This window comes from Dorea sp. AM13-35, assembly GCF_003473885.1.
Taxonomy (GTDB): Bacteria; Bacillota; Clostridia; order Lachnospirales; family Lachnospiraceae; genus Dorea_D; species Dorea_D hominis.
The window spans coordinates 127935-143495 of sequence record NZ_QUCZ01000004.1 but is presented as its reverse complement, the minus strand read 5'-3'; the positions used below and the strand labels follow the sequence as shown (position 1 = coordinate 143495).

The 15561-nt window shown below is 42.0% G+C and carries 13 protein-coding genes; 2 read left to right on the top strand and 11 right to left on the bottom strand.

Features of this window, described 5'->3' with window-relative positions:
• Positions 1 to 59: 59 nt before the first annotated feature.
• Positions 60 to 506: a GNAT family N-acetyltransferase gene (locus tag DW152_RS06365; protein WP_021860825.1), complete on the bottom strand. Its 447-nt coding sequence runs from the start codon at positions 504 to 506 to the stop codon at positions 60 to 62.
• Positions 507 to 579: 73 nt separating this feature from the next.
• Positions 580 to 1620 carry an N-acetyl-gamma-glutamyl-phosphate reductase gene (gene argC, locus DW152_RS06360; protein ID WP_117536762.1) on the bottom strand — a complete coding sequence of 347 codons (1041 nt, stop codon included), beginning with the start codon at positions 1618 to 1620 and terminating at the stop codon, positions 580 to 582.
• Between the two features lie 300 nt (positions 1621 to 1920).
• On the opposite strand from argC, the gene DW152_RS06355 reads away from it, so the two are divergent.
• A complete protein-coding gene (locus tag DW152_RS06355) occupies positions 1921 to 3147 on the top strand; it encodes an argininosuccinate synthase (protein WP_021860827.1) in 1227 nt (408 codons plus the stop codon).
• A 266-nt stretch (positions 3148 to 3413) separates the two neighbouring features.
• On the opposite strand, the gene DW152_RS06350 is transcribed toward DW152_RS06355, so the two are convergent.
• From DW152_RS06350 to DW152_RS06315, 8 genes are all read right to left on the bottom strand, one after another.
• Positions 3414 to 3875 carry a signal peptidase II gene (locus DW152_RS06350; protein WP_118288215.1) on the bottom strand — a complete coding sequence of 154 codons (462 nt, stop codon included), beginning with the start codon at positions 3873 to 3875 and terminating at the stop codon, positions 3414 to 3416.
• Positions 3875 to 4165: a hypothetical protein gene (locus DW152_RS06345; protein WP_118288214.1), complete on the bottom strand. Its 291-nt coding sequence runs from the start codon at positions 4163 to 4165 to the stop codon at positions 3875 to 3877. Before DW152_RS06345 ends, DW152_RS06350 begins: the two co-directional genes overlap by 1 nt.
• Before the next feature lie 20 nt (positions 4166 to 4185).
• Positions 4186 to 5907 (bottom strand): S8 family peptidase, encoded by a 1722-nt coding sequence (locus DW152_RS06340; protein ID WP_118288213.1) that lies wholly within the window; start codon positions 5905 to 5907, stop codon positions 4186 to 4188.
• A gap of 92 nt (positions 5908 to 5999) precedes the next feature.
• Positions 6000 to 7034, bottom strand: a complete 1035-nt coding sequence (locus tag DW152_RS06335; protein WP_118288212.1) for a cytidylate kinase-like family protein — start codon at positions 7032 to 7034, stop codon at positions 6000 to 6002.
• A 12-nt stretch (positions 7035 to 7046) separates the two neighbouring features.
• Positions 7047 to 8399, bottom strand: coding sequence for a sodium:proton antiporter (locus DW152_RS06330; RefSeq protein WP_021860840.1), 1353 nt, complete (start codon positions 8397 to 8399; stop codon positions 7047 to 7049).
• A 65-nt stretch (positions 8400 to 8464) separates the two neighbouring features.
• A complete protein-coding gene (gene clpX, locus DW152_RS06325; RefSeq protein ID WP_021860841.1) occupies positions 8465 to 9904 on the bottom strand; it encodes an ATP-dependent Clp protease ATP-binding subunit ClpX in 1440 nt (479 codons plus the stop codon).
• 57 nt (positions 9905 to 9961) lie between these two features.
• Positions 9962 to 11914, bottom strand: a complete 1953-nt coding sequence (ligA, locus tag DW152_RS06320; RefSeq protein WP_186855829.1) for an NAD-dependent DNA ligase LigA — start codon at positions 11912 to 11914, stop codon at positions 9962 to 9964.
• Complete coding sequence (locus DW152_RS06315) at positions 11877 to 12632, bottom strand: pseudouridine synthase (protein WP_117536769.1); 756 nt, start codon at positions 12630 to 12632, stop codon at positions 11877 to 11879. The genes ligA and DW152_RS06315 overlap by 38 nt, the downstream gene beginning before the upstream one ends.
• A 155-nt stretch (positions 12633 to 12787) precedes the next feature.
• On the opposite strand from DW152_RS06315, the gene DW152_RS06310 reads away from it, so the two are divergent.
• Positions 12788 to 13273 carry a DUF5721 family protein gene (locus DW152_RS06310; protein ID WP_118288210.1) on the top strand — a complete coding sequence of 162 codons (486 nt, stop codon included), beginning with the start codon at positions 12788 to 12790 and terminating at the stop codon, positions 13271 to 13273.
• A gap of 176 nt (positions 13274 to 13449) precedes the next feature.
• On the opposite strand, the gene htpG is transcribed toward DW152_RS06310, so the two are convergent.
• Positions 13450 to 15504 (bottom strand): molecular chaperone HtpG, encoded by a 2055-nt coding sequence (gene htpG / locus DW152_RS06305; protein WP_021860845.1) that lies wholly within the window; start codon positions 15502 to 15504, stop codon positions 13450 to 13452.
• Positions 15505 to 15561 lie beyond the last annotated feature (57 nt).

The following is a 15561-nucleotide window of genomic DNA, read 5'->3' as shown; positions in this document are numbered from 1 at the left end:
CCGGTTCTTCCATCTATAATTCCCACAGATTATTATTCGCCATATCTGTATGAAACTGCTTACTGTATGAAGGCTGTAATATTTGCCTCATTCAGTGTAAAATCATAATAATTCAAATCTTCTCTTTTTGTCCAGCCGATTTCTTTCCAGAATGCATTACCGATATCATTCTGTGTAAATGCGATCAGGGATACTTTGTTGATTCCTTCTTTTTTCAGTGCCTCCATCGTAAATACAACCATGGCTTTTCCGATGCCCTTCATTCTGTGGTTCACATCTACACATACATGGTACAGACAGCCTCGTCTTCCATCGTGCCCACAGAGAATTGCTCCAACGATTTTCCCATCCTCTTCTGCAACTACACTTGTGGTTGGATTTCTCTTCAAAAACCGTTCCACACCTTCTCTGGAATCATCCACACTGCGGATACCAAAGCCCTTAATGCTCATCCAGAGTGCGTGCACCCGGTCAAAATCTTCTATTTTCATTACTCTTATATTCATCTATATTCTCTACTCCTCTGTCTGTATTTTCCGTTGGGGACAAATCGGCAAAACAATTCGTTTGCACCTGTCCTTATGGGAACATTGGAACCAGTTCTAATCCCTCCGTCTCAGGAAGTCCGAACATCAGATTCATGTTCTGTACTGCCTGTCCGGCTGCACCTTTTACCAGATTGTCGATCGCGCCCATCATAATGATACGGTTTGTTCTCGAATCGATCTTAAAGTTGATATCAACGTAATTGCTTCCTTCTACCCATTTTGTCTCCGGGCACACATCTTTTGGAAGCACACGGACAAATTTCTCATCTTTATAATATTTATCATAAATTGCTTTAACCTCTTCATATGTCACTTCTTTTTTCAGTGTTGCATACTCTGTGGCAAGGATTCCGCGGTTCATCGGCACAAGATGCGGTGTGAAATTGATCAGCACTTCTTCTCCGGATGCATAGCCTAACTGCTCTTCAATCTCCGGTGTATGTCTGTGGCTTGCCACACCGTATGCTTTCATGTTCTCATTGACTTCACAGAAGAGATTCGGAACCTTCGCTCCTCTTCCTGCTCCGGACGTACCGGATTTGGCGTCTACGATCAAAGTATTCATATCAATGATTCCTTCTTTTGCCAGCGGATACGCTGTCAGGATCGAACATGTTGTATAACATCCCGGATTCGCTACCAGTCTTGCGCCCTTTACATCTTCACGGTTGATCTCACACAGTCCGTATACTGCTTCCTTAATAAACTGTGGACTCTTATGTGCGATTCCATACCATTTTTCATAAGTAGCTACATCCTTGATCCGGTAATCTGCACTCAGGTCAATGATCTTTGTCTGGGCCAAGATCTCCTCTGACATCATCGAAGCACAGAAACCCTGCGGCGTTGCCGTAAAGATTACATCTGCCTGCTTTGCAAGTTCTTCCATATTATCATCCAGACACTTTGCGTCTACGATCTCAAACATGTTGCGATACACATCTGCATATTTCTGATCTATATAACTTCTGGAGCCATACCATACAATCTGCGCATCCTTATGTGCAGATAAAATTCTCACAAGTTCGCCTCCGGCATATCCGGTTGCTCCGATAATTCCCACCTTAATCATATACGTCATCCTCCTGATGTATTTTTATACTTACTAGTTGAACATTCGTGTTTTTTATAGTAAACCCATTTTCGGGAGTTGTCCAGTTTGGGACGGGGCTTTTTTAGAAAATCCCCGTCCCAAACTGAAATCCCCCTGTCCCTTTTTCATTAGTATGTGAATAATTATACATCCAATATGTATATTATGCAAGTATTTTCTATTTTTTCCTTGCATATTTATAACATATAGTGTATAGTTAACTTTGCAATCGCAAATAATTAAGCATTTTATAAAAATACATTTCAGGAGGATATACATATGAAAGAAAAAGTAGTACTTGCCTATTCAGGTGGACTTGACACAACAGCAGTTATTCCGTGGTTAAAAGAGACTTTCGGTTATGAAGTTATCTGTTGCTGCGTAGACTGTGGACAGGGAGAAGAGCTGGACGGACTGGAAGAGAGAGCTAAAATGTCAGGCGCTTCCAAATTATATATTGAAGATATCGTAGATGATTTTGCTGACAACTACATCGTTCCTTGTGTTCAGGCAAATGCTGTTTACGAAGACAAATATCTGATTGGTACTGCTATGGCTCGTCCGGCAATTTCTAAAAAGCTGGTTGAGATTGCACGTAAAGAAGGTGCTGTTGCTATCTGCCACGGTGCTACCGGTAAAGGAAATGACCAGATCCGTTTTGAGTTAAGTATCCGTGCTCTGGCTCCGGACATCAAGATCATCGCTCCATGGAGAATGACAGACATCTGGACAATGCAGTCCCGTGAAGACGAGCTTGCTTATTGTAAAGCACACGGAATCGACCTTCCATTCGACGCCAGCCACAGCTACAGTCGTGACCGTAACTTATGGCACATCAGCCACGAAGGACTGGAACTGGAAGATCCTGCATGCGAGCCAAACTATGACGACATGCTTGTATTAGGTGTTACACCTGAGAAAGCTCCAGACAAAGGCGAATATGTTACAATGACATTTGAAAAAGGTGTTCCGAAGACAATCAACGGAGAGGCTATGAAAGTTTCTGACATCATCCGCAAACTGAATGAACTCGGTGGAAAACATGGTATCGGAATCATTGATATCGTTGAAAATCGTGTCGTTGGTATGAAATCCCGTGGTGTATATGAGACTCCTGGCGGAACAATCCTTTACGAAGCACACCAGCAGTTAGAAGAGCTGATCTTAGACCGTGCTACATACGAAGTAAAAGAGCAGATGGCTAAGAAATTATCCCAGGTTGTATACGAAGGAAAATGGTTTACACCACTGCGTGAAGCAATCCAGGCATTTATTGAGAGCACACAGGAATATGTAACTGGTGAAGTGAAGTTCAAACTTTACAAAGGAAATATCATCAAAGCCGGAACAACTTCTCCATACTCTCTGTATAATGAATCTCTTGCAAGCTTCACTACCGGAGATCTGTATGATCACCATGACGCTGACGGATTCATCAACCTGTTCGGACTGCCGTTAAAAGTTCGTGCTATGAAAATGCAGGAAGTAAATGAAAACCAGAAATAAACGTATAATATGAAGATTTAAACTGCTCCGGCAGTTATGATATGCACCCTGTCAAGTAGACAGATCAAATATCTAAAATAAGTGTTCAGTGAAAGACCATACTTCGTATGAAGTATGGTCTTTTTATACACCAAGCAGGATACGCTCTGCTAATCCCATTCTGATTGCGTGACATTAAAACATAAAGTACCGTTTTCACTGTTCTACTATAAATAACAATCAAAAACGGTACTTTATAACATTCTTTTAAAATCTATGAAATTGTCCTATCGCTTTCCACGTCCAAGCTGTGCCAACATAATCCCGATCACTACGTAGAAATCGGCAAGATTCGCAGTCAGGCTTCTAAGCGACTTATGCTTTCCGTCGTAGCCAATATAATCCACAACTGCACCTTTCATGATCCGGTCATATGTATTGCTGATGGCACCTGCTGTTACAAGCGTAAGTCCTGCTTTGCAAAGCTTTCTCCCCTTACAGAGAAATACCTTCACATCTGCCAGAAATATAACTCCTGTTCCGATCAAAGACGCTTTCATAGGCAGTCCCGAATGTTTTTCAAAACTACTGAAGATCAGCCCTTTGTTGTAAAACTTCCTAAGAAGCACTCCGGGAATCTTCGTCTTCTCTTCCCGTTCTTCATCATAATTCTCTTCTATATACTGCTTCACCGCCTGATCGATTCCAAGAAGTCCGGCAAATATACCACCGGCTGCAAACTTTCCCATTATAAAACTCCTTTAATGTGCTGAATCTCCTCTGCAATCTTCTTCATCTCTTCGTCACGTTTTTCAATGGATTCACATACTGCAACATAATCAAGGTCGGAAATCTCCCCCTGTACAAATTTGTCATAAACCATACGTCCCATATCCATAAGATCTCTGTCGTTTGCACGACGCAGAGTGCGCATATCACTTTTCAGTTTCTGTATTTCAATCGTGTCCTCTGTCTTCTTTCCAATATCATTTGCAACATCGGATATCTTTCTTCCTAAATCTTCAAAAAAATCTGCCATAAATCATTCTCCTTCGTTTTCTATAGTCTTCGTAAAGTATCCAATGAATGATAGACATCCATCTTTCCATATCCCCACTGCCGGTTCGGTCGCTCCATCTCCGGAAGATTCTCCGCTCCCAGAATGATAATGTTGCGGATCTGGCTGGAATTCACGCCTTTCGCTCCCGGCTGTTCCAGTATCCATTCGGTAAGCAGCGCCGCCGCACCTGCTGCCACTGCAGTTCCGGCACTGGAGCCACTTCTTGTAACCCACCGGTCTTCCCCTGATGCACCTGTAATACGCACCCCCGGAGCTGTAAAATCCGGCTTTATGAGATTACTTCTAGTATAACCTCTTCCCGAATTAATATCAACCGCATTATCCACACTGTTATAATACGCCACTGTCATTGCATTTTCTGTGCTTCCCGGCTCTGTCAGCGTGACATCCGGATTCGCTTCCAGAAAATACACTTCTCCTTCTAAAAACTCCTGCACCGGAAGCCACAAATGCACTTCACCTCCTGCATCTGTCGCGGATTCAATCTCTATTTTCCAGATTCCTGCAACCGGATTTTTAAATTGCATAAATAGAAGCTGAGAATCGTTATTTTCCAGCAACAGCCTGTATTCCACCATAACTTCTGTCCGTTCAAAGGTAAATACAAAATTATAGCGGTAGCCCTGCCGGAACGCCACCTGCCTCGTCCGCTCACCGGACGGGGAAATGAGCACAATCGTAACAACCATCGGAAGCTTCGTCCAGAGTTCTGCGACAAATCCATTGATCCCACTCCCAACCCGAATCTCTGCTGTGACTGGCTGTGACATTTTTTCTGAAATTGTATAAGAAAAATGATGGCGCATGGCAGCTTCATTTCCACCACCAATCACAACACTCCTGTTTAATTGAAGTGCATACTGATCCAGAATCCGCGATAATAGTGTCGTTCCATTATGACCGCCAAAATTCGTTCCAAGCGCAATGCACAGCACGAGCGGAAGACCTTCATTTTCAGCAAGGTCATTCAAATATTTAAGCCCCGCCATAATATCATTTTCCTGATAACAGACGGCATCCTCCCGGATCAAGTAAAAATCCCGGAGATAATTCTTCGCTTCTTTTAATTTTACAATTCCTATGATTGCTTCCGGCGCCGCCCCAAGAAACTGTGTATTTACATCGGCATTTCCGGCAGCAATACTTGCAAGATAAGTTCCATGTCCATTCGTATCAGTGGTTGGGACAATCGACAGTGGATCTTCCGAACGCAATGCTTCATTTAACATTTCTTCTCTATATTCACTTCCGTAATCAAATGCCTTCGGCGCATTGCCCGTCTGAATGGTCTGATCCCAGAGTCCGGCAATTCTGGTGCTTCCATCAATATTTTGAAACACCGGATTCCGGTAGTCGATTCCAGTATCCAGAAATCCGATCATAACTCCCTCTCCCATCAGCCGGAGTGTTGGATAATTCTGCACCTGCAGGATTCCTGCACTGTTTAATGCATCATTATTTGTTCCTGTACTGTCCAGAAGTGTATAACAGTTCGGAATGGAATTATACCAGTATTCTTCTATGTTAAGTGGGGACAGCAAGCTTTTATCTACCGAAACACTCTCATAGCCAAAATCCATCTGCTGCCTGCAGTATGAATTCTCCGGTATATTATCTGCCATTTTCCCCCGGTCTCCCGGAAGTATAAAATCCCAGTAATCCTGGGATAGGATCTTCTCTCGGCATGTCATTTTATTCATAAAAAACTGCCTCATATACTTTTTTCTAAGTATATGAGACAGTCTTCTTTTTCTATGCCTGTCATTTTTATGACACCATATAGTCTGAAACGTTATGCCTCTTTCTTATTCCATGATACACCCGGAATCTTATTCAACATACGCTCAATGATCTCTACCGAATCCTCAATTCCATAACTTGCACTGTTAAAGCAGATATCGTAATTCTCTGCGTCTCCCCATTTTACACCACTGTAAAACTGGAAATATTTCCTGTGCTTTTTGTCCATCTTCTTAAGTTCATGAACAGCCTGTTTCAGACTTAAATTGTTGATCTCCATGTATCTCTTTACGCGCTGTTCAAATGGCGCCGTAATAAAAATACTGATATGTGGGATATGGTTATTTGCAAGAATTACATCCGCACAGCGTCCCATAACAACAAAGTCTTCTTCTTTTGCCATCTTGCAGAGAAGATCGCTCTGGTTAAAGAAAATTGCATCGTCCTTATTCAGTCCATGATAGCGGTTAAAATCATGTAATTTCTGTTTCAATCCTTTGGCTTCACCGAAATTTTTCTGATATTTGTCTTCAATCAGTCCGTCCTGATCCTTATCGCCACTGACTTTCGCATCATTTGTCACATCCAGACGTTTTAATACTTCCTGCAGGATCTCTACATCATAATAATTAATGTGTAGTGCATCTGCCAATGCGAAACCAATATCATTTCCGGCGCTTCCCTGTGTTCTTCCGATACAGATCACAAGATGATCGCCCTTCTTAAACTTTTTCTTCGTGCGCGCTGTATTCAGTTTTGCACGTTTTTTATTCAGGATATCTACTTTTCCAAAGCCGTCCGGAAGTTCTGCGACTGCTTTCAAGATCGCATCATACTCCGTCATAACTTCTGCTTTTACTTCTTCGTCTTTGATCGTCCTTGCCATGTTGCTGATCAGTGCCAGCTCACTTCGAAGCAGATGTCCCTGTGGACGCAGCGTCATTAATCTGGTCAGATTCTCCACGCAGGTCTGTCGGTCATCCGTAAAGGTTCGTCCAAGTGCAGATCCCACACTTTCATATACTTTTACGTCCAGATCATAGATACGTTCTGCAATCTCATGGCATTTCTTCTGATTCTCTTCCATAATCTGCACCTCCTATATAAAGAATACCAGCATGTCGATAATGAATACCGGAACTAAGAACAACAGTGACCATATAATATATCCAAAGAACGATGGCATACGCACACCGTTTTCATCAGAAATGGACTTCACCATGAAGTTCGGTGCATTTCCAATGTAAGTATTTGCTCCCATAAATACTGCACCGCAGGAAATTGCAGTCAGCATTTTCACAGAAATCGTACCTACGGATGTTACCATACCTTTTGTAAATCCAAGCGTACCCGCTGTTGTCAGGAATACCAGATAAGTCGGTGTATTATCCAGGAAGCTTGACAGTGCTCCGGTTGCCCAGAACATCTGGAACGGTTTGGTAATTCCAAGGTTCGGTCCGTAAGATTTCAGAAGCATCAGTGCAGGCTGCATAGTAATGAAGATTCCTACAAACAGAACTGCAACTTCCTGGATTGCTCCCCATGTAAAATGGTTCTTCGTACGGATCGACTCGTCTGTCGTCTTAAAGGACAGATAAGCTGCCAGTAAGATAATGACAATCTCTATGATTGCCGGATAAGTTAATGTTACTTCACGGAAAATGTGAAGTCCGCGTACATTTCCGGATGCATCCTGGAACATCGGCATATTCGGAAGTGTTCCGCTTAAGATGACGGCTGCAACGATCATCACAAGGAAAATAACATTGTGCAGTCCGGAAATCCGAAAATCTGTTCCCGGTTTACTGATATCCGGTTTCAGACCTCTTGCAATATCTTTCCGGTATGCACGTCTGTCCATAAAATAAAATATACTCAATATAATTACCATATTAAATAACAGTATCGGTAATAAATGTAAGCTCCAGAAAAATGGTACGCCTCGCATAAAGCCCATCAGAAGCGGTGGATCACCGATTGGTGTTAAGCACCCTCCCATATTCGATACCATAAAGATAAAGAATACCATAAGCTGGCGTTTGTTTCTTCTCCATGCGTTCATTTTCAGTACCGGTCTTACAAGCAGCATACTGGCTCCTGTCGTACCGATACAGCTGGAAAGAAGTGTTCCGAATGCAAGTACCGCGACATTAAGTCTCGGTGATCCTGCGAAATCTCCCTCCAGTGTAATATTTCCTGCTACACAGAATAATCCAAACAGCAGAATAATAAATGTAAGGTAATCATTGAGTACACATTCTAATACGGTCTCTACAGAATCCCCCACTCCATACTTCACTGCATATGGAATCACAAATAACAGTGACCACATAGCTACAACCAATGGCTGGTTCTTCTCCCACCAGGTAGCTTTCACAAGCGGCATAACCGCAATGCACAGAAGCAGTCCTGCAAATGGGATGCAAAGCCATGCTGGGATGATTGTTTCCATTTTTCATTTCCTCCTTTTGTCTCATCCTTTTGTTGTTTTTTTCGTCGAAAATACTTCGGCTTTCTTTATGATAACCGGGGTACATCCTGTCCTCTTAATGTAATGACAGGTCCTCCGTTACCTTCAATATATGCTTTGGTGATGACAACGCGCCCGATACTGTCATCTTTTGGAATCTCATACATGATATCCAGCATAAATTCTTCGATGATCGCACGGAGTGCTCTGGCACCGGTATCCTTTTTCATTGCTTTTTCCGCAATTGCCTCCAGTGCACCTTCATCAAATTCCAGATCCACCTCATCGAGAGCAAGAAGCTTCTGATATTGTTTCAATATCGCATTCTTTGGCTCTTTTAAGATCTTGATATACATATCTTTATCTAATCCTTTTAAGGTAAATACGATTGGCAGACGTCCTAAAAACTCCGGAATCATACCAAAGCTTCTTAAATCTTCTGTTGTTACTTTCGACAGAAGATCTTTATCCCCATTAAAACGGTCTTTCAGATCTGCTCCGAAACCGATGGAAGACTGTTTTGTCAGACGTTCTTTGATAATATTCTCCAGATCCGGGAAAGCTCCTCCACAGATAAAGAGAATGTTCTTTGTATTGATCGTAGTCAGTGGCACCATAGCATTCTTGCTGTTTGCACCAACCGGAACTTCCACGTCACTGCCCTCTAACAGTTTTAACATTCCCTGCTGCACAGACTCACCGCTGACATCTCTCTGGCTGGAATTTTTCTTCTTGGCGATCTTATCGATCTCATCAATGAAAATAATTCCCTGCTCTGCCTTTTCCACATCATTATCCGCTGCTGCAAGCAGTTTTGAAACGACACTCTCAATATCATCACCTATGTATCCTGCTTCCGTCAGGGAAGTTGCATCTGTAATTGCAAGCGGCACATCCAGAATCCGTGCCAGTGTCTTTACAAGATATGTCTTACCGGAACCTGTGGGTCCAATCATCAACATGTTGGATTTCTCGATCTCGATATCATCCATCGTATCGGTTGCCACACGTTTGTAATGATTGTAAACTGCTACAGACATTGCTTTTTTGGCGTACTCCTGTCCGACTACATATTCGTCCAGCTTGGCTTTAATCTTATGTGGTGCCGGAAGATTATTGATATCTACAAGCGGAGTACGCTCTTCACCTTCTTTTTTCTTCTTCACTTTCTGCTGTTTCGGAATCATATTTTCCAGATCTGCCATGTTCATAACCTGAACACCCGGCATATTCATAAGCTGACTGTAGTCGATCTGTCCGCTGTTCATTGCATCAAAACTCTTCTGCATGCAGTCGTTGCACACACAGATATGATTCGGCAGTTCGATCATCTTTCCTGCTACACTTTCCGGACGTCTGCAGATAAAGCAGATTTTCTCATAATCATCGTCGGAATCTTCCTTTGTAGATTCCACACCGGAAGTTTCCACTTTTTCTACTTCTTCTTTCTGTTCTTCAAATTCATTATTATTATTCTGATCTGGCATTGTCTCTTCCTTTCTATATCTATATTTGTATCTGTTCTTTCAACCTATCGTGTATGGTTATTCCCCTGCCTGCCGGCCGTCCAGCATTTCAAGAAACATCTCTTCTGAGATAATCGGAATTCCCAGTTCATTTGCCTTTTTATTCTTCGACGATGTAGATGTAATATCATTATTAATAAGATAATTCGTCTTGGAAGTCACCGATCCGGTTACTTTTCCTCCGAGACTTTCGATTAATTCTTTCACTTCTTTACGATTTGCAAAATGTGTAACACTGCCTGTAATGACAAAATTAACGCCTCCAAAGATCTGCTCTTTTGCTTCTCCTTCTTCTGCGTGAATTTTCAGTTCTCCAAGCAGATTCTTAAGCTGTCCTACATGTGCCGGATTCTGGAAATATGCCGTAAATGTTCCTGCGATCACAGCTCCGATACCTGAAATCTCACTTAACTGTTCCGCATCTGCATGCAGCATGGCATCCAAATCATTTTTAAATTCTTTGCAGATAACTTTCGCATTGGACAGTCCTACATTGGCAATTCCAAGACCATATAACACCTGCGGAAGTGTTGTCTCTCTCGCTTTTTCCACACTTGCCTTAAGATTATTAAAAGATTTCTCGCCGAAACCTTCCATTTCTTTGATTTCTTCTTCGTAACGATCCAGATGAAACAAATCCGCAAATTCCTTTACATATCCTCTGTCTATGAATTTCTCCAGCGTGGATTCTGATAATCCCTCAATATTCAACGCATCCCTGCTTACAAATAAAGAGAACGATTTAATATGCTTTGCCTGACACTCCGGATTCGTACAATAAAGTGCTTTTGCATTGCTCACCTGGCGGATCTCTGTCTTACCGCCACAGACCGGACAGACTTCCGGAATATCACGCACGCCACTTCTCGTCAGATTCTCTGCGATCTGTGGAATGATCATATTCGCTTTGTAAACTTCAATCTCATCGCCAATCCCCAGTTCCAGCTCTTCCATAATACTGATATTGTGCACACTGGCACGGCTGACTGTTGTGCCCTCCAGTTCTACCGGTTCAAAGATTGCCACCGGATTGATAAGTCCTGTTCTCGACGGACTCCATTCAATCTCCAGAAGCTTCGTGCGCACCTGCTCATCTGCCCATTTAAATGCATAGGAATCGCGTGGAAACTTCGCTGTTCTTCCCAGCGATCTTCCGTATGCAATATCATCATAAACAAGTACCAGTCCATCCGATGGGAAATCATTGTCCACGATTTTCCGGGAAAATTCTGCCACAGCATCTTCTACTTGATCTCTTGTCACCATGACGTGTTCCACAACTTCAAAGCCCTGTTCTCTCAGCCAATCCATCTGTTTCTCTCTGGAATTATGGAAATCCACACCATCTGCCTGTACTAATGTAAATGCATAAAACCGGACGTTTCTCTTCGCTGTAATCTCGTTATTCAACTGTCTTACAGAACCACTGCACAAATTACGTGGATTTTTGTAACGTGCATCGATATCTGCAATCTCTTCATTTATTTTTTCAAAATCCTTATATCCTATAATTGCTTCTCCACGGAGGATCAGTTCGCCCTGATAGCTGATCTTAAGCGGAATATTTTTGAATACGCGGGCATTGTTCGTGATAACTTCTCCGACTTCCCCATTGCCTCTTGTTACGGCTTTAAAAAGCGTACCGTCTCTGTATGTCAGAACAATCGTCAGCCCGTCCATCTTCCAGGACATCATTGCTTTCTGGTCACCGACAAAACGTTTCAGATCTTCAACTTCTTTTGTCTTATCAAGCGAAAGCATCGGACTTTCATGCCGCTCTTTTGGCAGTTCACTCAATACTTCATAACCTACATTCACGGTCGGGCTGTCGGATAAAGTAATCCCCAATTCCGCTTCCAGCTTTGTCAGCTCATCATACAACCTGTCGTATTCCAGATTGCTCATAATCTCCTGCGCATCCTGATAATAAGCTTTAGCTGCGCGGTTCAGAAGCGTTACCAGCTCCTGCATTCGTTCCTGTTTCTGTCTGCTCATATAGTTCTTTTAACTCCTGATCTGTTAATTTTCGAGTAGCTCCTGTCTTTAGATCTTTCAGTTCTATATTCATGATTCTGGTACGTACCAGCTTCTTCACTTCATATCCAAGTGCACTGCACATCCTGCGGATCTGTCTGTTCAGCCCCTGTGTGAGAACAATGGAAAATGTATATTTCCCAATCTTTGTTACTTTACAAGGTCTTGTTACTGCATCCAGCTTCTTCTCTTTGTCTGTAATGTGCACGCCTTCCGACATTTCCCGGATAAAAGCATCTGTAAGCGGTCTGTCCACTGTTACTTTGTATTCTTTCTCATGTGCATATCTGGCACGCATCATACGGTTGATGAGGTCTCCGTCATTCGTCATAATAAGAAGACCTTCCGAATCTTTGTCCAGTCTTCCTGCGTAAGTAATCCGTTGTGGATAATCCAGAAAACGGATAATATTATTCTTCGTCCGTCTGTCCTCTGTGCAGATAATTCCAACCGGTTTGTTCACTGCAAGTACGATTCTTTCATTGCCCGTATGAACCGTCTTCTTACCGACTTTTACAATCTGATTTTCGGACACATGCATGCCTGGTACTGCACGTTTTCCGTCTACAGTAACGCGCCCGCTTTCAATGAGCCGGTCTGCCTCTCTTCTTGAGCAGATTCCCGCTGCACTGAGGTATTTATTCAGTCTGATCATATTCCCATACCCCGTTCATTTTTTTGCATACCACTTCTAATCTAAACACCTATTATACCACATTTGTATTCAAAAAAAAAGAGAGCATTTCTTATGCTTTTTGATGAATTATTTCCATTTTCTTGTTATAATAAAAGTTCAGAAAGGAGATTTCTATGATTACTTTATCTCTCAAGGCGAAAGTCTCTATGTCACACCTGCTTCTCAAAGAAACATTCGACAAATTTTCCTTTATCGAAGCGGATATTACAACATTTAACAGATTTACAATAGATGGATTTTTACAGAAAGACTTTTTTGATGAACAACCGGCTGAGGCACATGCCCGTTGGAAAGATGTACGCGAACACTGCTTCCGTATCATCCGTGGTCAGCGTACCCCTTTGAATTTCAAGATTGTCCTTTCTCTGGCTCCATCCCATTTTGATGCCTTTTTAAAGAAAGAGCAACTTACCGGATTCACTGCCGGGGATATCCAGGGGCTGTATCTGAATTTCCATTATGACGGTACAGATCTTCACTGCATTACAGGGACTTCACTTCGCACTTTCACTCTGGACAAGTCTCTGGAACACGCGTGGGATCAGTATGTCCGCTCTTTTTTGCTGGAAAGTGATCTCGATACGTCAGTTTCCGTGTAAACTTCACAATATGCGAATATAGGACAGATTGTGCAGACTATTATAATAAAAAATTTTCACAGCATCAAAGTACCGGGAAAACAGAACATCATCTTACATTCCTGCTTCCCCGGCACTTTAATCTTATTTTCTTTTATTTATCTTTATTGGCTTTTCTTCCAAAATCTGACCATTCATTATTTTGTCAGCAACATCATAATCTCATTGCTTCTCTTGACAAATGCTGTCATTTCTTCTGGATTCAGCGGTTTGTGTGCAAGCATTGCCAAGTCATAAAGCTGTTTGCAGATCACACTTGTATTCTCACTGTCTGCATGGTCTACAACATACTGTACAAGTGGATGATTTGCATTCAGGATTAAAGTACTCTCTCCACCAAGATCCATGCCCATGTCATTCATACCGTACATCTTCATCATTTCCTGCATACGACGGCTCTGCTCGGATAAAGTGATCATGGAAGCTACATTCTCGTCTTTTAATTTGGCAATCTTCACATCCAGTTTATCGTTTCCAAGTTCCTTGCGGAAGATCTCGATCAGGCTGTCAGAAGTTTTCTTAAATGTTTCCTGATCTTCTTCGGCAACTTCTTCTTTTGCAGTATCTGTTACATCTGCATCAATTCTCTGGAAGCGGATCGTAGGATTTCTCTGCTCCAACTGTGTGATGAACGGAGAATCAATGTTATGTCCGAGAATTACGGCATCTTGTCCCTGATTCTTAAACATGTTGATGTACTGACTCTGCTGGATCTCATCCGTTACATAGTAGATGGTTGTCTTGATCTCTTCGACTTTGTTATCGTCACCATTTTCTTCTTTCTTATCGTTCGGCTCTACGACTTCTCCGCCATTCTCTTCGATACAGTCTTTCAGCGTCAGATATTTGTGATCCAGGTTCTTGAACAGGATTGCATCTTTCATCTTGTCACAGAACTTCTCATCTTTTAAGCAGCCGAATTTGATAAATGGGCTGATGCTGTCCCAGTATTTCTCATACTCGTCTCTCTTTGTCTTACACATTCCGGCAAGTTTATCTGCAACTTTCTTGGAAATGTACTCAGAAATCTTATTTACAAATCCATCATTCTGCAGGGCGCTTCTGGATACGTTAAGCGGCAGATCCGGGCAGTCGATAACTCCTTTTAATACCATCAGGAATTCTGGAATTACTTCTTTAATATTATCAGCGATAAATACCTGATTGTTATATAACTTAATCGTTCCTTCTACGGATTCATACTCTGTATTGATTCTCGGGAAATACAGAATACCTTTCAAGTTAAATGGATAATCCATATTCAAATGGATCCAGAACAGTGGCTCTTTGTAATCCAGGAATACTTTGCGGTAAAATTCCTGATAATCTTCATCGGAACACTCATTTGGATGTTTTGTCCACAGTGGATGTATATCGCTTAAAGAAACCGGACGCTTCTCAATCTTGACTTTCTCTTTTGCCGGCTCTGTCTCTACCATTTCTTTCTCGCCGTTCTCATTTTCTTTTTCTTCCATCTTGGCTTCTTCGTGAATGTGCTCTACGACAACATCATCCTCTTTAAGATCTGCCTCATCGATAGTCTCATATTCCGGTTCTGCTCCTTCTTTTGAAAGGAAAATCTCTACCGGCATGAATGAACAATATTTCTCGAGTACTTCTCTGACACGATATTCATTTGCAAACTCCAGGCTGTCCTCGTTCAGATACAGTGTCATTGTGGAACCGATTTCTGTCTTCGTTCCCTCTTCCATCTCATACTCTGTGCCGCCTTCGCTTACCCAATGTACCGGTTTTGCGCCTTCTTTATAAGATAAAGTATCAATATGCACTGCGTCTGCTACCATAAATGCAGAATAGAATCCAAGACCGAAATGTCCGATCATATCGTCTTCTGTTGTCTTGTCCTTATACTTCTCAAGAAACTGTGTTGCTCCGGAAAATGCAATCTGTGTAATATACTCTTCCACTTCATCAGCTGTCATTCCAACACCGTTATCTGTAAATTTCAAAGTCTTCTCTTCCGGGTTTACTTCTACCGTAATCTTTGGTTTATATCCATCCGGAAGCTGATACTCTCCCATCATATCCAGTTTTTTTAATTTTGTGATCGCATCGCACCCATTGGATACCATCTCACGAACGAAAATATCATGATCGGAATATACCCATTTTTTAATAATCGGGAAAATATTTTCACTGCTGATCGATAAACTACCTTTTTTTGCTGCCATTTTAATCACTCCTATTTCTATTTTTTATCATGCGGATTCCCCGCCATTCTTCTCTAA